The sequence below is a fragment of the uncultured Microbacterium sp. genome, from assembly GCF_947489255.1.
In the GTDB taxonomy this organism is placed as follows: Bacteria; Actinomycetota; Actinomycetes; order Actinomycetales; family Microbacteriaceae; genus Microbacterium; species Microbacterium phycohabitans.
In genome coordinates this window covers 407736-426688 of record NZ_CANLCY010000004.1, presented here as the reverse complement: position 1 = coordinate 426688, position 18953 = coordinate 407736, and the positions used below count along the sequence as shown (strand labels likewise).

Here is an 18953-nt window from a genome sequence, read left to right as displayed (position 1 = left end):
AGAGCGGGGCCCCTTCCCCGATTGCCTCCGAAGAGGGGCACCCCTTCGCCTGTGCCGCAGGCCGACTCCGCCGTGACACCCGCGGGGTGGGGAGCGGGGCCCCTTCCCCGATTGCCTAGGGAAGGGGGCATCACTGCGCCCTGTGCCGCAGGCCGACTCCTCCGTGACACCGTGGGGGTATGGATGGGGCCCTTCCCCGATTGCCTCCGAAGAGGGGCACCCCTTCGCCTGTGCCGCGGGCCGACTCCTCCGTGACACCCGCGAAAGTGTGAACCGCGACTCGGTCTGGACGACGGAGCTGTGGCATCCGGTCCCCACCCCCGCGCCAGGACAGGGGATGCCGCGAGAACAGGACACACGCGCCGGGCGCGGGCCTGCTCCCGAACGATCGGCTGTCGCGGAGCGGTCGCGTGCGAGGCGCGCGGGGCGGGTCAGGCGTCGGTGCTGCGGTGCAGCTTCACCGTGAGCGAGTCGACCAGCACCGCGATGCGATCGTCGGCCGACCACCGGCGTGCGAGGCGCGCGAGCACGGCATCCAATTCCTCCTGCTCGAGGCCCGACATCAGCTGGAGGTGCACGACGAGCTCCGGACCGCGCAGACGACCGGTGGGGTCGCCCGACTCGACGGCGAGGTCGAGCACGGCGAGTTCGCCGGAGATGCTCTCCTGCAGGCCGGTGAAGATCGCGGGCGAGATGTGCGCGGGCTCCCACGCCTCCCCCTGCGCGATGGCCCAGACGGCGGGGCGACGGATGACGAACTCCGTCTCCGACGCGGGGTCGATGACGATGAGCTCGGTGTCTTCGGACGCCGCGGCCAAGGCCGTGCGACGGCCGTCCGCGGGGACGGGGCGGGCCGTGGCATCCCAGGTCTGGAGGGCGGTCACCGACGTGAAGACGGGGAGCACCTTGCGACCGTCGGGGGCGGCCACCGTCACGATGGACAGTTCCTGCGTCTTGTCGACCTCGAGGCCGTGCGCCCCGATGCCGTGGTCGCCCTTCTCGGCGACCAGGGGGATCAGCAGTCGGGCGTCGCGATAGGCGTCGACGACCGCACGCGCATCGCCGTCACCGGCGCGGAACGCCACGAGAGCGGCCAGCAGCGCGGGGTCGGCCGAACCGTCGTCGCCGGAGTGCGGGTTCGACTCGAACCGGCGTCCCTCCCACGGGACACCCGCCGAATCGGCGCGGTGCCCGTGGTCGTGGGGACCGCCGGAAGAGGGATCGCCGGCGTCGCGACCGTCAGTGTCCGGCGACATCCAGCGCCTCGGCGAGGGTGAACTGCCCCGCATACAGTGCCTTGCCGACGATCGCGCCTTCGACTCCCAGCGGCACGAGCTCGCGCAGGGCGGCAATGTCGTCGAGGCTGGACACGCCGCCCGAGGCGACGATCGGCTTCGGGGTGCGCTGGGTCATCTCGCGCAGCAGTTCGATGTTGGGCCCGCGCAGGGTGCCGTCCTTGGTGACGTCGGTGACGACGTACCGGCTGCAGCCCGCATCCTCCAGGCGCTGCAGGACGGTCCACAGGTCGCCGCCGTCGCGCGTCCAGCCGCGGGCGGCGAGCGTCGTGCCGCGCACGTCGAGGCCGACGGCGATCGCCTCGCCGTAGCGGTTGATGACGTCGGCGGCCCACTCGGGGTTCTCGAGCGCGGCCGTGCCGAGGTTGATGCGGCTCGCGCCGCTCTCGAGGGCCGCTTCGAGGGAGCGGTCGTCGCGGATGCCGCCCGACAGCTCGACCTGAACGCCCTTGACCTGCTTGATGACCTTGCGCATGACGTTCGCGTTGCTCCCGCGCCCGAAGGCGGCGTCGAGGTCGACGAGGTGGATCCACTGCGCACCCTGGCGGGCGAAGTCCGCCGCGGCGTCGACGGGGTCGCCGTAGCTGGTCTCGGTGCCGGCCTCCCCCTGGGTCAGGCGGACGGCCTTTCCGTCGGCCACGTCGACCGCGGGAAGAAGGACAAGCTCGGGCGTGGACGCGAAATCGTTCATGGCTCCTCGTGCCGGCAGGCGCCTCTCGCCAGCCCCGGGCACGAGGTCACACAGTAGTCGTGCGCAGCCCGTCGATCCAATTGGCCAGCAGACGGATGCCGGCTTCGCCCGACTTCTCGGGGTGGAACTGCGTCGCCGCCAGCGGGCCGTTCTCCACCGCCGCGATGAACGGGGCACCGTAGGTGCACCACGTCACGGCGGGCTGCGGGAAGGGCGGCGTCACCTCGAGCGACCACTCCTGCGCCGCGTACGAGTGCACGAAGTAGAAGCGCTCCCGCTCGATGCCCTCGAACAGACGCGAGCCCTCGCCCGCGGTGACGGTGTTCCAGCCCATGTGCGGCAGGACGGGCGCCGCGAGCTCGTCGACCGTGCCCGGCCACTCGCCGAGTCCGGGCGTGTCGGTGCCGCGCTCGATCCCGCGCTCGAACATGACCTGCATGCCGACGCAGATGCCGAGGACCGGACGCCCGCCCGCGAGACGGCGATCGATGATCTCCCCACCCCGACTGGCGTTCAACGCCCCCATGACGGCGCTGAACGCCCCCACGCCGGGGACGAGGAGCCCGTCGGCATCCATCAGCAACGACCGGTCGGACGTCAACCGCGCGTCTGCCCCGGCTTCGACCAGAGCCTTGACCGCGGAGTGGACGTTGCCCGAGCCGTAGTCGAGGACGGCGACGACGGGCTTCGCCGTCACAGCGCGCCCTTGGTGCTCGGGATGCCGTCGACGAGCGGGTCGAGGGCCTTCGCCTGGCGGAAGGCGCGCGCGAGCGCCTTGTACTCGGCCTCGGCGATGTGGTGGGGGTCGCGCCCGCCGACCACGCGGACGTGGACGGTGAGACCGGCGTGGATCGAGATGGCCTCGAACGAGTGACGCACGAGCGACCCGGTGAAGTGTCCGCCGATGAGGTGGTGCTCGAACCCGGCGGGCTCGCCGGTGTGCACGAGGTAGGGCCGTCCGCTGATGTCGACGACGGCCTGCGCGAGCGCCTCGTCGAGCGGGACGAGCGCGTCACCGTAGCGCGCGATGCCGGACTTGTCGCCGAGGGCCTGCCGGATGGCCTGGCCGAGCACGATCGAGGTGTCCTCCACCGTGTGGTGGGCGTCGATGTGGGTGTCGCCCGTCGCGCGCACGCGCAGGTCGGTGAGCGAGTGCTTCGCGAACGCCGTCAGCATGTGGTCGAAGAACGGCACGCTCGTGGAGATGTCGCTGACGCCGCGACCGTCGAGGTCGAGCTCGAGCTCGACGCGGGATTCGCTCGTCTCGCGGGTGATCGAGGCGGTGCGGGGGGTGGCGGGGGCGGTCATGCTCGGGATCCTATCGAGGCGAGGGCGTCGAGAAAGGCGGTGGTCTCGTCGGCCGTCCCGGCCGAGACGCGGAGGTGGTGCGCGATGCCGACGTCGCGGATCAGCACGCCGCGGTCGTAGAGGGCCTTCCACGTCGCGGCGGGATCGTCGACCCCGCCGAACAGCACGAAGTTGGTCCACGACTCGTGCGCCGTGTAGCCCAGAGCGGAGACGGTCGCCGAGATGCGGTCGCGCTGCGCGACGATCTCATCGACCATCGACAGCATCGTGTCGGCGTGGGCGAGGGCCGCGGTCGCGGCCGCCTGTGTGAGGGCGCTGAGGTGGTACGGCAGGCGCACCAGACGGAGCGCGTCGACGAACACCGGATCGGCGGCGAGGTACCCCACGCGGGCTCCCGCGAACGCGAACGCCTTGCTCATCGTGCGAGAGACGACCAGGCGAGGGCGACCGGGCAGAAGCGAGATCGCCGAGGGCTCGTCGCGCGGGGCGAACTCCTCGTACGCCTCGTCGACGATGACGATGCCGTCGAAGGCGTCGTAGACGGCCTCGACGACGTCGAGGCGCAGGGGCGTACCCGTGGGGTTGTTGGGGGCGCAGAGGAAGACGATGTCGGGGCGCTGCTCACGGACCTGCGCCGCCGCGGACTCGGCGGAGAGCGTGAAGTCGTGCTCCCGCTCCCCCGCGATCCACCGGGCGCCGGTGGCGCGGGTGAGGATCGGGTACATGGAGTACGTGGGCGCGAAGCCCATGGCGGTGCGGCCGGGCCCTCCGAACGCCTGGAGGATGTGCTGCAGGACCTCGTTCGAGCCGTTGGCCGCCCAGATCTGGTCGGGATTCAGGCCGTGGCCGAGGTACTGGGCGAAAGCCTCGCGGAGGGTGGTGAACTCGCGGTCGGGATACCGGTTGACGTCGCGAAGGGCTCGGGCCACGGCATCCAGGATGTCGTCGGCGACCTCGGACGGAACGGGATGCGTGTTCTCGTTCACGTTCAGTGCAACGGGCAGCGCGGCCTGCGGTGCCCCGTAGGGCGTCATGCCCCGGAGATCGTCGCGAAGCGGGAGGTCGTCGAGGCGTACGTTCACCTCACCCATCGTAGGCGGCGACGACCTCGGCGGCTCACGCTCACGCCTCGGGCCGACGACGCCGACCGCCGACATCGATCACTTTCGGGCGGTCAGTTCGTCGGCGCGTATTCGGCCGGGATCGCGATGCGCTGACCGGCCGTGACGGACCCGCCCGACAGGGCGTTGAGGCGCGTGATCTGGGCGATCACGTCGCGCGGGTCGGCCGCGGGCGCGAGCTCTTCGGCGATCGACCACAGGGTCTCGCCGCTCATCACGGTGATCTCGGTGAACGACCCCGCGGGTGCTCCCGCCTCGTTCGATGCGAGCGCGGCTCCCCCGCCGACGACGGCGAACCCCAGGGCGATGGCGAGGGGAAGGGCGACCAGGAAGGCGAGGACGCGGCGGCCGCGAGCGGTGATGCGCAGGCGGGTGGTCGGTGCGGTGATGGCGATGCTGCTCATGATGTGCTCCTCGGTGGGGAGAGATTCGCACCCCGCCCTCGGCCGGGAGGGCAGGGGTGCGAATCTGTATTCCGAATCTATCTTCGATACTTTCGATGTGTCAAGACCGCGGATGTCGTAGACGGATCGAACGCGACACGCGCGCCGTTCCGTGTGTTTCGGCTCGTTGACCGGATACGGTTTCGACACGGAGACCTCATCACCAACCTCCGACATTCGAATTTCCGCCGCATCGACCGCGGCGCGAGGGGAGCACAGATGACCGACGCGACGACCGCCGCCGGCCGCGAACGTCCGCAGACTCGGCGACGCAAGAACCTCAGCGACAAGCAGCTCGCCATCCTCGAGGTCATCCAGCGGTCGATCGCGCGGCACGGCTACCCGCCGAGCATGCGCGAGATCGGCGACGCCGTCGGCTTGAAGTCGCTGTCGAGCGTGACCCACCAGCTCAACCAGCTCGAGCTGAGCGGCTACCTGCGGCGCGATCCCGGCAAGACGCGGGCGATGGAGGTCTTGATCGACCTCCCCGGAGCCGCGGCCGAGAACCCCGCCGACACGGCCCCCGCGCTGGGCGATGCCGCCCTCGTGCCCCTCGTCGGCCGCATCGCCGCGGGCGTGCCCATCACCGCCGATCAGCAGGTGGAGGAGATCTTCCCCCTCCCCCGCCAGCTGGTGGGCAAGGGCGAGCTGTTCATGCTGAAGGTGTCGGGCGACTCGATGATCGACGCCGCGATCTGCGACGGCGACTGGGTGGTCGTGCGCTCCCAGGCCACGGCCGAGAACGGCGAGATCGTCGCCGCGATGCTCGACGGCGAGGCGACCGTGAAGACGTTCCGCCGCCGCGACGGCCACACGTGGCTGCTGCCCCGCAACAGCGCATTCGAGCCGATCCTCGGCGACGAGGCCGTCGTGCTCGGCCGCATCGTCGCCGTGCTGCGCGCGGTCTGATCAGCCGCGCCCTCGTCGCGGCGAGCGACGGTCACGGCGCGCAGTAGCATGACCGCACGCGCGCCCGGCGGCGCGCGGAGCGAAAGCGAGAGTCGTGTCATCCAGCCCCATTCCGGCCGAGCCCGATCGGACCAACCCCGTGTCCCCCGCGAGTGCGGCCGAGACGCACGAGAGCGCGACGGCGGATGTGCCCCTCGACGGCACCGCATCGCGGTCGCGACCACGACGCAGCACCGTGGTCCTGGGCGTCGTCCTCTCCGCGGTCGTCGTGGCCTCGGGCGCGGGCTTCGCCTGGATGTCGGCGCAGCTGTCGGATTCCCGCTCGCGCATCACCGACCAGGAACAGCGCCTCCAGGACCAACAGCGCGAACTCGACGAGCAGCGCGAGGTCATCGAGCGCAAGGAGCAGTTCGGCGCGGCGATGGCCGATCTCTACGCCACGGTCGACCCCCTGGTCGGTCTGCCGTACTCCTCGCTCGTCCCCTGGGCGCAGATCGAGGCCATCGCCGGTCGCGCTTGGCAGCACCGATGGACTCCCTCCGCGCTCGACCGCGACATCCTCGACCTGGAGACGCTGACGACCGATCTCGTCGTCCGTGCCGACGCGGCGCGGGAGCAGGCGGCGACGAACGCCTCGGGCAGCGTCTGGGAGGCGACCCTCGACGAACTGGGCGGCGGATGGGTGTCGATGGGGTTCGACGAGAGCGGTCGCCCCTGCGGCCTCGAGGCGATGGCCTGCATCTCGGGGGCGTCGCCGTTCCACGTCGAGGTGAGCGCGGGAACCCGTAGCGACGGACAGCTGACGGACTGGATGCGCACCGGCGTCGCTTACCACGAGTTCGCCCACGTGCTGCAGTTCACCAACCCCGAGGCGACGGCATCCGCCCTCACGGCCTTCGCCGACGATCCCGAGACCATGGCGGACTGCTACGCGTTGACGGTGCTCGACGGATGGACGCTCGAGCACGAAGTGCCGATCGACGCCACGTCGTACTGGGAGGTGCGCCTCGGCTACGGCTACACGTGCGACGACGGCCAACGGCAGGTCATCAGGGACTGGCTGAGCGCTCTCGGCGTGCAGAAGCAGATCGTCGGGGCCTGACCCCGCCCGCGCGACCTCGCGCGGGTGGGGGGTCCGCCTGTCGTACCGCTGCACCGGCGACGCCGCCCGCCGGTGTCGGGGGCTGTCCCTAGGCTGGAGTCATGGCTGACACCCTCCCGTACGGTTCCTGGCCCTCGCCCATCACCCCCGAGTCGGTCGCGCAGGCCTCGCCCCGCGTCGACGGGGCCCGACTCGTCGGCGACGAGGTGTGGTGGGGCGAGTCCGTCCCCCACGAGGCCGGCCGCGTCGCGGTGAAGCGTCGCCGCGCCGACGGCTCCGTCGAGACCGTGCTCCCCGCCCCCGCGAACGCGCGATCGGCCGTGCACGAGTACGGCGGCGGCGCCTGGACGGCGTCCGACGACGGGGAGCTCTACTACGTCGAGAAGACCGACCAGCGCGTCTACGCGCTCCGCCCGGGCGAGACCGCACGGCCCCTCACTCCGGCCGACGACGCCGTACGCCACGGCGGCCTGCGCTGGGAGCACGGCGTGCTCCTCGCCGTCCGCGAGACCCACGGCTCGTCGCGCGTGCCCGACCGGGCGATCGTGCGCATCCCGCTCGACGGACGAGCCGAGGTCCTCGCCGAGGGCAGCGACTTCCTCGCCCAACCGGCCCTCTCGCCCGACGGGCGCCGCCTGGCCTGGGTCGCGTGGGATCACCCCGACATGCCGTGGGATGCCACGGTGCTGCGCGTCGCCGATCTCGAGACGGGTTCCGTTCACGACGTCGCGGGCGGCTCGCACCGCGCACCTCTGCAACCCGTGTGGATCGCGGACGACGAGCTGCTCTACGCCGATGACCCGGAGGGGCGGTGGAACCTCTTCCGCCGACCGCTCGACGGCGATGCGCAGCCCCTCGCCCCCGCCGACGCCGACACCGGCGGCGGCCTGTGGGTTCTCGGAACCCGGTGGTTCGGGGCGGCCGACGACGGGCGCGTCGTCGCCGTGCGCACGAACGGCGCCGACGAGATCGTCGAGATCGCCCCGAGCGGCATCCGCCCCCTCGACGTCCCGGTCGTGGCCGGCGCCGCCGTCGACGACGTGCGGGGCGCGCGCGTGCTCGTCTCGGGTTCCGATGCCGGCGGACGGTCGGGCCTCTGGCTCGTCGACCTCGATTCCGGCCTGGTCGACCTGGTGACGGGCGGCGCCGCATCGTGGGGTGACGAGTGGATGCCGACCGCCCGCGCACTGTCCACCGACGGCCCGCACGGCCCGGTGCACGCCTTCGCCTACGCCCCCACCAACCCCGACGTCGCTCCGGTCGCGGGCGAGCGCCCCCCGTACGTCGTTCTCGTTCACGGCGGACCCACCTCGCACGTCGGTCCCGCCCCGTCGGCCAAGACGGCGTTCTTCACCAGCCGCGGAATCGGCGTCCTCGACGTCAACTACGGCGGTTCGACGGGCTACGGTCGCGCCTATCGGGACCGCCTGAAGGGCCAGTGGGGCGTGGTCGACGTCGACGACGTCGCCGCGGCGGCATCCGCCCTGGCCGAGGCGGGACTCGCCGACCCCGATCGTCTCGCCATCGCGGGCGGCTCGGCCGGCGGCTGGACGGTGCTCGCCGCCGTCACCCGCACCGACGTCTTCTCGGCGGGTATCTCGCGCTATGGCGTCGGGGACGCCCGCGCTCTCGCCGAAGACACCCACGATTTCGAGGCGCGCTATCTCGACGGGCTCATCGGCCCCCTGCCCGAGGCCGAGGCGGTGTATATCGAGCGCTCACCCCTGGGGCGCCCCGAGCTCTTCCGCGTGCCGCTGCTGATCCTGCAGGGGTCGGAAGACCGCGTGGTCCCCCCGTCGCAGGCGGAGGCCATCCGCGACGCCCTCACGGCGCACGGTGTCCCGCACGCGTACGTCCTGTACGAGGGCGAAGGGCACGGGTTCCGCCGGTCGGAGACGGTGATCGACTCGCTCGAGCGCGAACTCGGTTTCCTCGGCGCGGTGTTCGGCTTCGAGACCCCGGGTGTCCCTGCGCTCGAACTCGACTGACGTCATCCGGAGCCGCGGCGCGCCCTCTCCCGCGAAAGGAGCAGACGTGCCGCCGCCGCCAAAGTCATGGGCCCCCGCGCACGCGCGGGGGCCCATGACGGCCCGGCTCAGACCTCGAACGCCGCCAGCTCGGCGGCCAGTCGTGCGCCGACGTGCGCGTGCAGGAACGTCCCGCTCTCACGGTGCTCCTGCGCGACGATGAGGCCGCTCTCGTGCACCGCCGAGACGAGGTCGCCACGGTCGTACGGCACGACCGCCTGCACCTCCACGGCGGGAAGGGGCAGCGCGTCCTCGATGGCGGCACGCAGCTCCTCGATGCCCTCGCCCGTCCGCGACGAGACGAACTTCGCGTTCGGGGCCAGTCCCCGCAGCACGAGCCGGTCGTCCTCGCTCACGAGGTCGGCCTTGTTGAAGACGACGATCTCTTGGCCGAAGTTCGCGTCGACGTCGCCCATCACGTCGCGCACCGTCATGAGCTGCGCGGCCGGATCGGGGTGCGAGGCGTCGACCACGTGCAGGATGACGTCGGCGTCACCGACCTCCTCGAGCGTCGACCGGAACGCCTCGACCAGCTGGTGCGGCAGGTTGCGCACGAAGCCCACGGTGTCGGTCAGCGTGTAGACGCGTCCGTCACTGGTCTCGGAGCGGCGGACCGTGGCATCCAGCGTCGCGAACAGGGCGTTCTCGACCAGGACACCGGCACTGGTGAGGCGATTGAGCAGGCTGGACTTGCCGGCGTTCGTGTAGCCCGCGATCGCGACCGAGGGGATCGTGTGACGCTTGCGCTCGGCGCGCTTGGCCTCGCGCGCGGGGGCGAAGTCGCGCAGCTGCTTGCGCAGCAGGGCCATCTTCGTGCGGATGCGACGACGGTCGAGCTCGATCTTCGTCTCACCCGGACCGCGCGAACCCATTCCGGCGCCACCAGCGCCGACCTGTCCACCGGCCTGACGCGACATCGAGTCACCCCATCCACGCAGCCGCGGGAGAAGGTACTCGAGCTGCGCGAGCTCGACCTGCGCCTTACCCTCGCGACTCTTGGCGTGCTGGCTGAAGATGTCGAGGATCACCGTCGTGCGGTCGATCACCTTCACCTTCACGACGTCTTCGAGGGCGCGCCGCTGGCTGGGGGCGAGCTCCGTGTCGGCGATCACGGTGTCGGCGCCCACGGCGGCGACGATGTCGCGCAACTCGGCGGCCTTTCCGCGACCGACGTACGTCGCCGGATCGGGGTGGGGTCGCCGCTGCAGCACGCCGTCGAGCACGACCGCGCCGGCCGTCTCGGCCAGAGCCGACAGCTCGCGCAGCGAGTTCTCGGCATCCGTCTGCTCACCCTGGGGGTGCACGCCGACGAGGACGACGTTCTCGAGGCGCAGCTGGCGGTACTCGACCTCGGTGACGTCTTCGAGCTCGGTCGAGAGCCCGGCGACGCGGCGCAGCGCCGCGCGTTCCTCGCGGTCCCACTGGTCGCCGTCGCTGTCGCCGCCGTACGCGGTGGTGCTGTCCTGCAGGGCCTGAGCGGCACCGAAGACCCGGACCCCGCGGTGCGCATCGGCGCGCGCGAGCACACGGTCGACCGGGTCCACGGCAGACGCGTCGATGCTCGGGGGCGTGGTCTGTTCGGTCATGTGTTCCTTTCGTCGCGGGCTCGGCCCGCGGTGGTACTGATGTTCTGGCACTTTATCCGGCCCGGCGGTCGAAGCCGCGGTCGGATATCCTGGGCGGATGGGGAGCGAGCACTACTTCAGCGCGTCGCCGTCGAGTCCCGAGCAGCTCCGCCGCATCCGCGTGACGTTGGCCGGCCGAGAGCTCGAGCTCGTCACGGCGGGCGGCGTCTTCAGTCCCGATCACGTGGATGCCGGGACCTCGGTGCTGCTCGCCAACACGCCTCCCCCTCCCGCCGGTGGGAACTTCCTCGACCTGGGATGCGGCTGGGGTCCGATCTCGATCTCGCTGGCGCTCGCGTCACCGCACGCGACCGTGTGGGCGGTCGACGTCAACGAACGGGCTCTCGATCTCGTGAGGCGCAATGCCGAGTCGCTCGGCCTCACCAACATCAACGCCGTTCGACCCGAGGATGTTCCCGACGACGTGACGTTCCGCACCATCCGGTCGAACCCGCCGATCCGCGTGGGCAAGAACGAACTTCACGAGATGCTCCAGCACTGGATCCCCCGTCTCGCCGAGCGCAGCGACGGCTGGTTCGTCGTCCAGCGCAACCTCGGATCCGACTCCCTGCAGCGCTGGCTCGCCGCGACGTTCCCCGACGGCTACAGCGTCCAGCGTGCCGCCACCGGACGCGGTTTCCGCGTGCTGCGCGTGCGTCGCCACGGTTCGCCGCCGAGCGAGCTGATCGACGTCATCCGCTGATCCGACGACACCCGTTCGCGGACTCCCGCCGCGTGCGGCGGGAGGGCAGGTCCATCGCCCGCCGAGCGGCATCCGGATGCCACGGGCCGGAGCCGACGAGTCGACGGCTGCTCAGGCGAGAGCGACCTCGCCCGTGAACACCAGCGAAGCGGGGCCGGACAGGAACACGTGCCCGTCGGCCACGCGGACCCCCAGCGTCCCGCCCGGGGTGTCGACGACCCAGTGGTCGGGAGCGGCAGCGCCGGCCCAGTGGCGAACGGCGAGCGCCGCGGCGGCGGCGCCCGTTCCGCAGCTCAGGGTCTCGCCGACGCCGCGCTCGAACACGCGCAGGCGGATCGCCCCGACGCCGTCGCGCACGAGCGGGTCGGCCGGGACGACGAACTCGACGTTGGCGCCGTGCCGCGGCGCGGGGTCGAGCACGGGCTGGAAGGTCAGGTCGAGCCCCTCGAGCTCGGCATCCGACGACAGGGCGACGACCACGTGCGGGTTGCCGACATCGATCCCCACTCCCGGGCGCGCGACGCTCAATCCCTTCGCGCGCACGAGGGTCTCGTCGGCCTCCACGACGTAGGCACCCAGGTCGACCTCGAAGCCGCGGTCGCTGCGCGTGAGGGTCTTCACCCCCGCCCGCGTGCCGATGCGCAATCCGTCGTCGATCGACGCGAGGCCGGTGTCGGTGAGGTACCGGGCGAAGACGCGCGTGCCGTTGCCGCACATCTCGGCCTTGGACCCGTCGGCGTTGCGGTAATCCATGAACCACTCGGCCCCGGATGCCGCAGCCTCGGCGCCCTCGAGGATCGCCGCCGAGCGGACGACGCGCAGCAGTCCGTCGGCGCCGATGCCGAAGTGGCGGTCGCACAGCGCGGCGACCTGCGCGTCGGAGAGGTCGATCTCGCCGTCGGGATCGGCGATCACCACGAAGTCGTTGCCGGTGCCGTGACCCTTGGTGAAAGCGAGAGAGGACATGGGACCAGTCTACGGACGACGCGCGGTCGGCCGTCCTGGTGAGAAGGCCCGGCGATCTGCGGCGGGTCGTGAGGCGCGTTGACGCCGGCGAGCGGGCCCGACGGTCTCAGGCGGGGCGACCGGGCCTGTCGACGATCAGCCGCCGGCCGGTCGCCCAGGTCTCGAACGGCTCGTAGCCGAGCGCGTCGTAGAAGCCCCGCGCTCCGGTGTTGTCGGGGCGCACCATGAGCTGCACCTTCGGGCAGCCCATCGCCTCCAGCAGACGCTCCGCCTCGGCCACGAGCGCACGCCCCACTCCCCGCCCCCGGTGCGAGGCCGCAGCGGCGAGGTAGTAGAGCCACCCGCGATGCCCGTCGTAACCCGCCATCACGCTGCCGACGATCGCCTCGTCGTCGACGGCGACGAGGAAGAGCTCGGGCTGCACGGTGAGCTTCCGACGGATGTCGGCGCGCGGGTCGTTCCACGGCCGGGTCAGTCCCGCCTCCTTCCACAGCGCGACGACCGCGTCCTCGTCGGTGGGCGCGAACGCGCGGATCGCGATGGTCATCGATCGTCCCTCTCCGCCGCGCGCACGAGCTGCGCGGCATCCGTCGTCCGGGCATCGACGATGCGGGCGTCGGCGTAGCGGCGGAACCACGACACCTGCCGGCGCGCGTACCGCCGGGTCAAGGCCTGCGTCTGCGCGATGGCGTCTTCGCGCGTCAGGTCTCCGCGCAGCTGCGCGAGCGCCTGCGCGTACCCGATCGCGCGCGACGCCGTGACGCCCCGCTCGAGCCCCTCGTCGCGGAGCCGCTCCACCTCGTCGACGAGACCCTCGGCCCACATGCCCTCGACGCGCGCGTCCAGCATCGCCACCAGCTGCTCGCGGTCCACGTGCGTCGTGACGATGCGCGTCGACGGATGCCACTGCTCCGGCGCGTGCGGAAGAGCGCCGCCGTGGGTCTCGCCGCCCTGCTCCAACACCTCGAGCGCGCGCACCACGCGTCGGCCGTTACGCGGGTCGATGCGGGCCGCCGCGTCGCGATCGGCCTCGCGCAGCCGCGCGAACAGCGCGCCGGCCCCCTCGCGCTCGAGCTCCGCCTCGAGGCGGGCGCGCAACGCCTCGTCGCGCGGCGGGAAGCGGAAGTCCCACAGCACGCTCGAGACGTACAACCCGGATCCGCCGACGAGGATCGCCTCAGCGCCCCGGCCGTGGATCTCGGAGATCGCCGCGCGGGCGGCATCCTGATACCAGGCCACCGCGGCCTCGTCGGTCACCGCGAGCGCATCGAAGAGGTGGTGCGGGATGCCGCGTCGCTCGGCCACCGGGATCTTCGCGGTGCCGATGTCCATGCCGCGGTACAGCTGCATCGCGTCGGCGTTCACGATCTCGGCCGGGCGCCCCGCGGCCGCGAGAGCCTCGGCGAGGTCGAGGGAGAGTCCGGTCTTGCCGGTGCCGGTGGCTCCGACGACGCTCCAGAGGGCGGGCCTCGTCACACGCCGACGCGGAGCGTGGGGAGTCCGAGCGACACGGCGCGGGGAGCGCCGTCGTCACCCGCGGGCGCGGGCACGCCGCACGACTCGGCCTGCGAGCGGTCCCACGCGTCGCCGGCACGTGTACGTCGGATGCGCAGGGGCGCACCGTCGACGGCGTCGGCGAGCAGGTGGAACGGCGCCGCGTGGGTCACCGTGACCGACACGACATCGCCCGGACGCGGCACGGCCGAGCCCGCCGGCAGCTCGAAGTGCACGAGGCGGTTGTCTTCGGCGCGGCCGGTGAGACGGTGGGTCTCGGCATCCTTCTTGCCTTCGCCGGTGCTGACGAGCACCTCGAGCGTGCGGCCCAGCTGCTTCCGGTTCTCCTCCGCCGAGATCCGGTCCTGCAGCGCGATGAGGCGCTCGAACCGTTCCTGCACGACGGCCTTCGGCACCTGGTCGGCCATGGTGGCCGCGGGCGTGCCCTCGCGGATGGAGTACTGGAACGTGAAGGCGCTCGAGAACCGCGACGCCTCGACCACGCGCATCGTCTCTTCGAAGTCCTCGTCGGTCTCACCGGGGAAGCCGACGATGATGTCGGTCGTGATCGCCGCGTCGGGGATCTGCGCGCGGACCCGGTCGAGGATGCCGAGGAACTTCTCGCTGCGGTACGACCGGCGCATCGCCTTGAGGATGCGGTCGGAACCCGACTGCAGCGGCATGTGCAGCTGCGGCATGACGGCCGGGGTCTCGGCCATCGCGGCAATGACGTCGTCGGTGAAGGCGGCCGGGTGGGGGCTCGTGAAGCGGATGCGCTCGAGGCCCTCGATCTCGCCCGCGGCGCGGAGCAGCTTGCCGAACGCGAGGCGGTCGCCGAACTCGACGCCGTACGAGTTGACGTTCTGGCCGAGCAGGGTGACCTCGATCGCGCCGTCGTCGACGAGCAGGCGGATCTCGTTGAGGATGTCGCCGGGACGGCGGTCCTTCTCCTTGCCGCGCAGGCTCGGCACGATGCAGAAGGTGCAGGTGTTATTGCAGCCGACCGAGATCGAGACCCATCCGCTGTGGACCGAATCGCGCTTGGTGGGCAGCGTCGACGGGAAGATCTCCAGCGACTCGAGGATCTCCAGCTCCGCCTCGCCGTTGTGGCGCGCGCGCTCGAGCATCCCGGGGAGCGAGCCCATGTTGTGGGTGCCGAACACGACGTCGACCCACGGAGCCTTCTGCTGGACCGCGTCCTTGTCCATCTGCGCGAGGCAGCCGCCGACGGCGATCTGCATGCCCGCGTGCGCGTCCTTGCGCGACTTCAGATGGCCCAGCGTGCCGTAGAGCTTGCCCGCCGCGTTGTCGCGCACGGCGCACGTGTTGATGACGACGACGTCGGCCTCGGTGCCCGCCTCGGCACGCACGTAACCGGCGCTCTCGAGCGACCCGCTCAGACGCTCGGAGTCGTGCACGTTCATCTGGCATCCGAAGGTGCGGACTTCGTAGGTACGCGCGCCGGCGTCGCCCTGGGCGGCGGCGGAGGGCGCGATGAGCGTCGGGGTCGAGACAGGGGTGGTCATGATGCGAGCAATTCTAAAGCCCGCCCCTGGAGACGACGTCGTCAGGCCCCAGGTCACGGTTTGCGGCACCGCCCTGGCGGCACGCATAGGGAATGGATAGTGTGAGCCCACGCTCACCCGTCCGCCTGCGGGTTTCCGGGGGGAGAAGTATGCGGACAACACAGGCGACCTCGTGGTCGCGCGCCCTGATCGGTTCCGACCGGGATGCCATCGAACTCGCATCCCGTGTGCATTCCGGCGTCTCGATGGTGGTGGCAGGACCTCGCGGCAGCGGTCGCAGCTACGTCATCCGCACCATCTCCGCCGAGGTGGAGAGCCTCGGACGCGAGGTCATCGTCGTCCGGCCGGCGTCGGCGCTGACGTCCGTCCCCTTCGGTGCGCTGACGGCAGCCGGCCACCCCGCCCTGCGAAACCTGATCGAGGGCGCGCCGACACCCATCGACGGCGTGATCGTCATCGACGACGTCGACACCCTCGATCCCGCCTCGGCCCGTGCGATCGCCCACGCGGTGGCGACGCGCCGGGCGACCGCCGTCCTCGGGCTGCGTACCGCCCGCGCGCGGTCGCTGCACCATCCCGACGACGCCGACGAGGTGCGGCGGACGTTCCTCGACCTCTGGATGGACGGATTCGCCCGACGCATCGATCTGTCGGAGCTCACCGACGACGACGCCCGACGCATGATCGCCCTGTTCCCGGACGCCGACCTGTTGGATGTGCCCACGCGCGCGGGTCTCATCTGGCGCGCGGACGGCTCGCGCACCCTTCTGCGCCAGCTCGTCCTGGAAGCGCTCAGAGCCGTCCGCGACGGCCGTGACCCGCTCCGGGCGATCCGCTCGGTCGCCCCCGGCAGCCGACTCGCCGTCGCGCTGGAACGTCACGTGGCGGGTTTCCTACGACAAGACCTGGAGTGCCTGGCCGGGGTGCGCCGCCTCGCCCACCTCGAATTCGCGGTCGCCACACGCCTCTTCGACCCCGAGGCCGTCGACGCCCTCATCGGCAGCGGCCTCCTCCACGCCGATTCCTCGCCCGAGCGACGTCTCACCGCCAATGACCTCTTCGCGCTGGAGGCGCACCGTCAGCTCGGCGACGACACCGTCGACGCGATGATCGATCGCGCCGGGAGGCGCATGCTCGCCGAGGCCGATCACTGGTGGAGTTCGACCATCGCGGTCTCCGTCTCCGAACGATGGCACCGACTCGGAGCCGACGCATCGGGCGAATCGGCCTACGCTCCGGACCTCCGTGCGCGCGTGGCGCTCGACGCCGCGCGGGAGGCGAATGATCGCGGCGACAGCGCGCATGCCGCCGCCCACGCCTCGCGCGGCCTCGCCGCCGTGGACGATCCGGCGCTGCGCGTCGAACTCGACCTCGCTCGCCGCTGCGCCGTCGAACCCGACGACATCCTCGCCGACGGATCCGCGCGCCGTCGGATCGCGCGCCTGCAGGCCCGCAGAGCCGCCGCCGGGATGCCGTCATCGTCCGATCCGGGGCAGATCTCCGCCGAGCAGGCCGAGGCGGACGCGCACGTGGAACGCCTGCTGGCCGAGGCGACGCGGGCCGGCAACCGTGTCGACGCCGCAAAGGCCTGCGAACTCACCGATCTCGCCGTCTCCCTCCCCGGCGCCTCCCCATTGGGGCGCCTGCGAGCCCTCGTCGCAGCCGGCACGTCGCAGACCATCCGCGGTCGATGGGCGGTCGCGAAGGCGCACTACCGCGACGCACAGCGGCTCCTGGATGCGATCCCGCGTCCGCAGGGGATCTCCACCCGCGAGCGCCTCTCGGCCCTGATGTTCCTCCTCATCGGGCATCAGATCGCCGGAGCCGACGGCTCCGCGGTCGAGCAGCGTCTGGAACGGGAACTCGGCCCGGCCGCCCGGGAGGGCGGGGTGTCGGAGCTCACCGCCGCGGGAATCGCGGCAGCGATCGCTTTCGCCGCCTCGGGTCGGCCGGAACAGTCGCATCGCGAATGGACGTCCGCGATGCAGCGCGACCCGTCCGCGCTGGGCGACCCGGAGACGGCGATGATGGAGCTGAGCGTTGCGGAGGAACTGGCCCTCGCGGAGCGCCTCGATGAGGCGCGGTCGATCCTCGCCCGGGTCGAGACCGACGGACCGATCCTCGTCCGCCGCAGCCGCCTCTACGTGGAGACGACCGTGCTGGTGGCCGAGCGACTCCTCGACGACGCGCGAGCCGCCGCTCGCGCAACCGCCGACCTGAGCCGCGGCAGCACCTCGGCGGCTTTGCGGATCCGCGACCTCTACAGACTCGTCAGTCTCGACATCGCCGACCCGGACGAGATCGACGAACTCGTGCAGCTGGCGGCCACCACGGATCTCCCCCTCGCCGCAGACGCCGTGCGCCGGGCATCCGCCCGGTCGGCGGGGAGCGAAGAAGATCGCCCCGTCGACGATCTGCGTCTGCACGCCCTGTGGTCAGCGCGCGAGGCCGACCCGACACCGTCCGACCCCGCCCCGTCTGCTGCTGCCGCGACCGCTCCCCTCCCGGAGGACCTCACGGCGCGCGAGCGCGAGATCGCCCTCCTCGCGCACGAGGGACTGACGAATCGGGCGATCGCCACGCGCCTGTTCCTGTCGGTTCGCACCGTGGAATCCCACGTGTATCAAGCCCGGTTGAAAGTCGGTGCCGCGTCGCGACGCGAGCTCGCCCGCATGGTCGCGCAGGGTGAGGTGGCGAGTCCTCCCCCGTCGCCTGACGCAGACAGGGTCAGTCGTCGGGCGTGAAACGCACTCCCGACGCCGGTCGGCCGAAGGACCGACTCCGCCCCATGCCCGCCTCGCTGAGCGCCGTCTTCGCTGCCGACAAAGCCACCGACGACGGGTATCCCCGCCGAGCCAGCTGACCGGCCAGCCGCCGGAGGGACGCCTCGTAATCCTTGCCCTCGACGCCGCGCACTTTGGACCGGGCGAACTCGAGGGCACGCTCTGCGTCGTCGTCGGGGAGCTCGGCGAGGGCCGCCTCGGCGATGTCCCGCGGGATTCCGCGCTTGCGCAGCGTCTCGGCGACGGCGCGCCGACCTTCGCCGCGCTTCTCGACCGCCGACATCGCGAGTTGTTCCGCGAACGCCGCATCATCGAGATAGCCCAGATCGACGAAACGCGCGATCAGGTCTTCGACGACGGTCTCGTCCACCCCGTCGACGCCGCGGACGGCCGTCCGCGCTTCGGACAGCGACAGCGAGCGCGAACGGAGTTTGCGGAGCAGAAGGGCTTCCGCGCGGGCAGGCGCGTCGTCGAAACCAGCGTCGTCGACACCCGCGTCGTCGGAGCGTGAGTCCGTCGGGCGGTCGCCGCGCGGATGACCCCCGGGGATGTTCCACGCCGACGGGACGGAATCGTGTCCGGACTCCCCCGAGGAGGCGTCGCTTCTCAACGCCCTCAGTCGCGGGCGCGTCACCGGCGCGGGCACGGCGTCATCCGCCGCCCCGGCGCCGACGGAAGCACGGCCGCGCGACGGGTGCGTATCGTCGGAGCCACGGCCGGAACGCGTCGCCGCCGAACCCCCGAAGAGCGGGATGACCGGCGCGAGATCCGCGTCGACGGCGCGCAACGGGGCCGTCCGGGCCGCGCGCGCATCGGTCGCGCCGTTCGAGGCAGCGCTGCCCGTGCGCTCCTCCCCCTCGTCGGCTCTGGACACGTGCCGTCCGCCGGTGTCACGGGCCCGTGGCGATTCCGCGGACTCCGACGCCGAGGGCACCCGTCCGTCGTCGTCGCCTGATCGAG

17 protein-coding genes are annotated in these 18953 nt (G+C 71.8%); 5 read left to right on the top strand and 12 right to left on the bottom strand.

Annotated features, from left to right (window positions below; translation table 11 throughout):
- Positions 1 to 431 precede the first annotated feature (431 nt).
- The 6 genes from Q0818_RS12395 to Q0818_RS12370 form a co-directional block, all read right to left on the bottom strand.
- Positions 432 to 1256 (bottom strand): SseB family protein, encoded by an 825-nt coding sequence (locus Q0818_RS12395; protein WP_298875233.1) that lies wholly within the window; start codon positions 1254 to 1256, stop codon positions 432 to 434.
- Positions 1240 to 1986, bottom strand: coding sequence for a bifunctional 1-(5-phosphoribosyl)-5-((5-phosphoribosylamino)methylideneamino)imidazole-4-carboxamide isomerase/phosphoribosylanthranilate isomerase PriA (priA, locus tag Q0818_RS12390; protein ID WP_298875230.1), 747 nt, complete (start codon positions 1984 to 1986; stop codon positions 1240 to 1242). The genes Q0818_RS12395 and priA overlap by 17 nt, the downstream gene beginning before the upstream one ends.
- A gap of 46 nt (positions 1987 to 2032) precedes the next feature.
- A complete protein-coding gene (hisH, locus tag Q0818_RS12385; RefSeq protein ID WP_298875228.1) occupies positions 2033 to 2683 on the bottom strand; it encodes an imidazole glycerol phosphate synthase subunit HisH in 651 nt (216 codons plus the stop codon).
- On the bottom strand, positions 2680 to 3294 hold the full coding sequence (gene hisB, locus Q0818_RS12380; protein ID WP_298875225.1) for an imidazoleglycerol-phosphate dehydratase HisB: 615 nt from the start codon (positions 3292 to 3294) through the stop codon (positions 2680 to 2682). Before hisB ends, hisH begins: the two co-directional genes overlap by 4 nt.
- Positions 3291 to 4385: a histidinol-phosphate transaminase gene (locus tag Q0818_RS12375; protein ID WP_298875222.1), complete on the bottom strand. Its 1095-nt coding sequence runs from the start codon at positions 4383 to 4385 to the stop codon at positions 3291 to 3293. Before Q0818_RS12375 ends, hisB begins: the two co-directional genes overlap by 4 nt.
- Positions 4386 to 4468: 83 nt before the next feature.
- Positions 4469 to 4819, bottom strand: coding sequence for a LysM peptidoglycan-binding domain-containing protein (locus tag Q0818_RS12370; RefSeq protein ID WP_298875219.1), 351 nt, complete (start codon positions 4817 to 4819; stop codon positions 4469 to 4471).
- Positions 4820 to 5077: 258 nt separating this feature from the next.
- Here Q0818_RS12370 and lexA point away from each other — a divergent pair, with 258 nt between their 5' ends.
- From lexA to Q0818_RS12355, 3 genes are all read left to right on the top strand, one after another.
- The gene (gene lexA, locus Q0818_RS12365) at positions 5078 to 5767 is read left to right on the top strand and encodes a transcriptional repressor LexA (RefSeq protein ID WP_298875216.1); all 690 of its coding nucleotides are present in this window, start codon (positions 5078 to 5080) and stop codon (positions 5765 to 5767) included.
- 94 nt (positions 5768 to 5861) lie between these two features.
- Positions 5862 to 6869 carry a hypothetical protein gene (locus tag Q0818_RS12360; RefSeq protein ID WP_298875213.1) on the top strand — a complete coding sequence of 336 codons (1008 nt, stop codon included), beginning with the start codon at positions 5862 to 5864 and terminating at the stop codon, positions 6867 to 6869.
- 101 nt (positions 6870 to 6970) lie between these two features.
- Positions 6971 to 8857, top strand: coding sequence for a prolyl oligopeptidase family serine peptidase (locus Q0818_RS12355; protein ID WP_298875211.1), 1887 nt, complete (start codon positions 6971 to 6973; stop codon positions 8855 to 8857).
- 107 nt (positions 8858 to 8964) lie between these two features.
- Here Q0818_RS12355 and hflX read toward each other — a convergent pair whose 3' ends face one another.
- Positions 8965 to 10482 carry a GTPase HflX gene (gene hflX / locus Q0818_RS12350; protein ID WP_298875208.1) on the bottom strand — a complete coding sequence of 506 codons (1518 nt, stop codon included), beginning with the start codon at positions 10480 to 10482 and terminating at the stop codon, positions 8965 to 8967.
- A 97-nt stretch (positions 10483 to 10579) separates the two neighbouring features.
- Between hflX and Q0818_RS12345 the strand changes: the two genes are divergently transcribed.
- Complete coding sequence (locus Q0818_RS12345) at positions 10580 to 11224, top strand: methyltransferase (RefSeq protein ID WP_298875205.1); 645 nt, start codon at positions 10580 to 10582, stop codon at positions 11222 to 11224.
- Between the two features lie 111 nt (positions 11225 to 11335).
- On the opposite strand, the gene dapF is transcribed toward Q0818_RS12345, so the two are convergent.
- The 4 genes from dapF to miaB all read right to left on the bottom strand — a co-directional run bounded on the left by dapF (position 11336) and on the right by miaB (position 15210).
- Entirely contained in the window at positions 11336 to 12190 is an 855-nt protein-coding gene (gene dapF, locus Q0818_RS12340; RefSeq protein WP_298875202.1) for a diaminopimelate epimerase, read from the bottom strand.
- Positions 12191 to 12296: 106 nt separating this feature from the next.
- Positions 12297 to 12737, bottom strand: coding sequence for a GNAT family acetyltransferase (locus tag Q0818_RS12335; protein WP_298875199.1), 441 nt, complete (start codon positions 12735 to 12737; stop codon positions 12297 to 12299).
- Positions 12734 to 13666 carry a tRNA (adenosine(37)-N6)-dimethylallyltransferase MiaA gene (gene miaA / locus Q0818_RS12330; RefSeq protein WP_298875196.1) on the bottom strand — a complete coding sequence of 311 codons (933 nt, stop codon included), beginning with the start codon at positions 13664 to 13666 and terminating at the stop codon, positions 12734 to 12736. Before miaA ends, Q0818_RS12335 begins: the two co-directional genes overlap by 4 nt.
- A complete protein-coding gene (gene miaB / locus Q0818_RS12325) occupies positions 13663 to 15210 on the bottom strand; it encodes a tRNA (N6-isopentenyl adenosine(37)-C2)-methylthiotransferase MiaB (protein ID WP_298875193.1) in 1548 nt (515 codons plus the stop codon). Before miaB ends, miaA begins: the two co-directional genes overlap by 4 nt.
- A 149-nt stretch (positions 15211 to 15359) precedes the next feature.
- On the opposite strand from miaB, the gene Q0818_RS12320 reads away from it, so the two are divergent.
- Positions 15360 to 17954, top strand: coding sequence for a LuxR C-terminal-related transcriptional regulator (locus tag Q0818_RS12320; protein ID WP_298875187.1), 2595 nt, complete (start codon positions 15360 to 15362; stop codon positions 17952 to 17954).
- On the opposite strand, the gene Q0818_RS12315 is transcribed toward Q0818_RS12320, so the two are convergent.
- A complete protein-coding gene (locus Q0818_RS12315) occupies positions 17938 to 18603 on the bottom strand; it encodes a regulatory protein RecX (protein WP_298875184.1) in 666 nt (221 codons plus the stop codon). The two genes, Q0818_RS12320 and Q0818_RS12315, sit on opposite strands and share 17 nt — an antisense overlap.
- Between the last annotated feature and the right edge of the window lie 350 nt (positions 18604 to 18953).

Excerpts from the sequence above, each read along its gene's own strand:
- hflX (WP_298875208.1), bottom strand. The coding sequence starts at position 10,482 with ATGACCGAACAGACCACGCCCCCGAGCATCGACGCGTCTGCCGTGGAC.
- Q0818_RS12375 (WP_298875222.1), bottom strand. The coding sequence starts at position 4,385 with ATGGGTGAGGTGAACGTACGCCTCGACGACCTCCCGCTTCGCGACGAT.
- dapF (WP_298875202.1), bottom strand. The coding sequence starts at position 12,190 with ATGTCCTCTCTCGCTTTCACCAAGGGTCACGGCACCGGCAACGACTTC.
- priA (WP_298875230.1), bottom strand. The coding sequence starts at position 1,986 with ATGAACGATTTCGCGTCCACGCCCGAGCTTGTCCTTCTTCCCGCGGTC.
- lexA (WP_298875216.1), top strand. The coding sequence starts at position 5,078 with ATGACCGACGCGACGACCGCCGCCGGCCGCGAACGTCCGCAGACTCGG.
- Q0818_RS12335 (WP_298875199.1), bottom strand. The coding sequence starts at position 12,737 with ATGACCATCGCGATCCGCGCGTTCGCGCCCACCGACGAGGACGCGGTC.
- Q0818_RS12355 (WP_298875211.1), top strand. The coding sequence starts at position 6,971 with ATGGCTGACACCCTCCCGTACGGTTCCTGGCCCTCGCCCATCACCCCC.
- Q0818_RS12395 (WP_298875233.1), bottom strand. The coding sequence starts at position 1,256 with ATGTCGCCGGACACTGACGGTCGCGACGCCGGCGATCCCTCTTCCGGC.
- hisB (WP_298875225.1), bottom strand. The coding sequence starts at position 3,294 with ATGACCGCCCCCGCCACCCCCCGCACCGCCTCGATCACCCGCGAGACG.
- Q0818_RS12345 (WP_298875205.1), top strand. The coding sequence starts at position 10,580 with ATGGGGAGCGAGCACTACTTCAGCGCGTCGCCGTCGAGTCCCGAGCAG.
- miaB (WP_298875193.1), bottom strand. The coding sequence starts at position 15,210 with ATGACCACCCCTGTCTCGACCCCGACGCTCATCGCGCCCTCCGCCGCC.
- Q0818_RS12370 (WP_298875219.1), bottom strand. The coding sequence starts at position 4,819 with ATGAGCAGCATCGCCATCACCGCACCGACCACCCGCCTGCGCATCACC.
- Q0818_RS12320 (WP_298875187.1), top strand. The coding sequence starts at position 15,360 with ATGCGGACAACACAGGCGACCTCGTGGTCGCGCGCCCTGATCGGTTCC.